The sequence below is a fragment of the Fretibacterium fastidiosum genome (assembly GCF_000210715.1).
GTDB classification, from domain to species: Bacteria; Synergistota; Synergistia; order Synergistales; family Aminobacteriaceae; genus Fretibacterium; species Fretibacterium fastidiosum.
On record NC_021038.1, the window covers coordinates 1,568,032 to 1,570,443 of the forward strand.

At 62.7% G+C, this 2,412-nt stretch carries 2 protein-coding genes; one reads left to right on the forward strand and one right to left on the reverse strand.

The window, feature by feature from the left end; translation table 11 throughout:
- Positions 1-167: 167 nt before the first annotated feature.
- Positions 168-1,820, reverse strand: a complete 1,653-nt coding sequence (locus SY1_RS07290; RefSeq protein ID WP_243440623.1) for a Na/Pi cotransporter family protein — start codon at positions 1,818-1,820, stop codon at positions 168-170.
- A gap of 275 nt (positions 1,821-2,095) precedes the next feature.
- Between SY1_RS07290 and SY1_RS07295 the strand changes: the two genes are divergently transcribed.
- Positions 2,096-2,412 (forward strand): division/cell wall cluster transcriptional repressor MraZ (locus SY1_RS07295; RefSeq protein WP_208874023.1); only part of this gene is annotated, 317 nt, incomplete at its 3' end.

Genomic DNA, 2,412 nt, shown 5'->3' on the forward strand with positions numbered 1-2,412 from the left:
AGTTTCCCCTCGCCATCGAAGAGCGCGGGGGAGGCGCTGAGGGAATCGAAGCGCTGCAGGTCGAGGGGGATGCTCCGCCAGAGCACGGCAAGGGTCGCCGCCCCGACCAGCAGGAAGAGCCCCAGGGACAGCAGGACCTTCTTGACAGGGAATGCCTTCAGCATGGTTCAGGACAGCGTAGAGCCGGCGTACTGGGCCGGATGGACGGGGGCGGCCGAGAGCTTGACGATGTCGTGGGTGTAGTAGGCGATGTTGTGGCTGTGATCTCCGATGCGCTCCAGGTTGCCGAGGAGGTCGATGAAGTTCACGCCCTTTTCCGGGTCGCACAGGCCGCGGTTCAGGCGCTCGATGTGATTTTTGCGGTACTGCCTCTCCTGATCGTCGATTCGGTTCTCGAGGTCGTTGATGACGTGATCCGCCTGGGAGGCGTCCTCGTTTTTGATGGAGGAGAGGGCCGTGGAGAGGGCCAGATCGGCCGTGTCCAGCATGCTCCCGAACTCCGTCAGGGCGGACTTCGAGAGGCAGCCGTTCAACGGCTCTGCAAGCTCCATCAGGTTCTCCACGTGGTCGCCGATGCGCTCGAGGTCCGCGGCCGCGTTAACGTAGCACCCCAGGACGGTGGAGATGTCGGCGGACACGCCCTTCTGCCAGATCTCGGAGGCGTAGGAGGCGACGGCCCGGTTGATCGCGTTGACCTCCTTCTCCTGGGAGGCGAACTCCTCGTTCAACTCGGCGACGCGGGCGCCCGGCACGTAGGCGCTCCGCGCGATGGCAAGCATCCCCTGCGCGATGTCCCCCATCCGCAGCAGTTCGTCCTTGACCGCCTCGACCGCTGCCGTGGCGGAGGCCGCGATGAGCTTGGGGTCCAGGTAGAGGGCATATCCCGCCTGGCCCGCTCCCTGGGTGGGGATGACCCTTTCGATCATGCGGGCGAAGACGGAGACGAAGGGAAAGAACAGGAAGGTGTTGACGACGTTGAAGATGGTGTGCGCGTTCGCAATCTGGCGCCCCACGTCCGAGGCGGAGCGGAGGACCAGAGCCCTGTAGAACGGCAGAAAGAGGAGAAAGATGACGACGCCCAGGAAGTTGAAGAGCACGTGGGCCGCCGCAGCCTGTTTGGCGGAGCGGCTCGTTCCGATGGCCGCCAGGACGGCCGTGATGGTGGTGCCGATGTTGTCGCCCAGGATGATGGGGATGGCCGCATCGATGCCGATGAGCCCCTGAGAGGCCATGGCCATGGTCAGGCCGATGGTGGCGGCGCTCGACTGGACGATCATGGTGATGAGCGCGCCTGCGGCCACACCCAGGATGGGGCTGCGGCTGAGGGACAGGAGCAGGTCCCTCCGCGACGCCATGAAGGAGGTGGCGGCCTCCATCGTCTGCATCCCCATGAAGAGGAGCCCCAGGCCGACGACGCCGTTGCCGAAGTAGCGCAGTTTTTTGGTTCGCCCGAATATGGCCATCGCCACGCCGGCGGCGACGAAGGGCAGCGCCATGTCCTGGATGCTGAAGGCGATGATCTGGGCGGTGATCGTCGTCCCGATGTTGGCCCCCATGATGATGCCGATGGCCTGCTTCAGGGTCATCAGCCCCGCGTTGACGAAACTGACGGTCATCACCGTGGTTCCGCTGCTGCTCTGGATCAGGATCGTGACGAGGATGCCGACGAATATCCCCCGGAGGGGCGTCTTCGTCAGGGTCCCTATCAGGTGGCGCATGCGGTCGCCCGCGATGAACTGAAGGGCTTCGCTCATGAGCTTGATGCCGTAAAGGAACAGCCCGACCCCACCGGCGACGTGCAGCAACGTTGACCAATTCACAAGCCGTACCCCCAAAAAGAGATCTTCTTCCCGTGACGTAAGTATACCACGTCCTCGGTTTTGCGGGCTCTGCGGTCGTCGCGGGGCAAAGGCCGCGGCCGCGTTCACATGAGGCTTCCTTCCCCGAAGGGGGACTTTGGAATTAGCATTATTAAGCCTTATGGCTCTTAAGTTATTTCAACTACGTGATAAAGTGGTCCTGAGTGTAATGAAGTGGTGCGTAGTGGTAGAAAGAGGGGAAAACGTCGAGGGGAAGGAGACGGTCCAGGGTGCTGATGGGAACCTTTGAACATCGCCTGGATGCAAAGTCCCGCCTGGTGCTTCCTGCGAAGTTTCGGGATGAACTGGGCGAGACGGTGATCGCGGCCTTCGGGATGGAGCGCTGCGTCTCCCTCTACTCTCAGGCGGAGTGGGAAAGGCTCATCCGGTGGATGGATGCGGAATCCTTCATGAACAACGCCAAGGCCCGCCGGCTTCAGCGAATCGTGCTGGCGAGTGCCCATGATCTGGCCCCGGATGGAGCAGGGCGAATCCTGCTGCCGAGCGTGTTGCGTGACTATGCCGGAATTCGTCAGGACCTGGTGGTCAATGG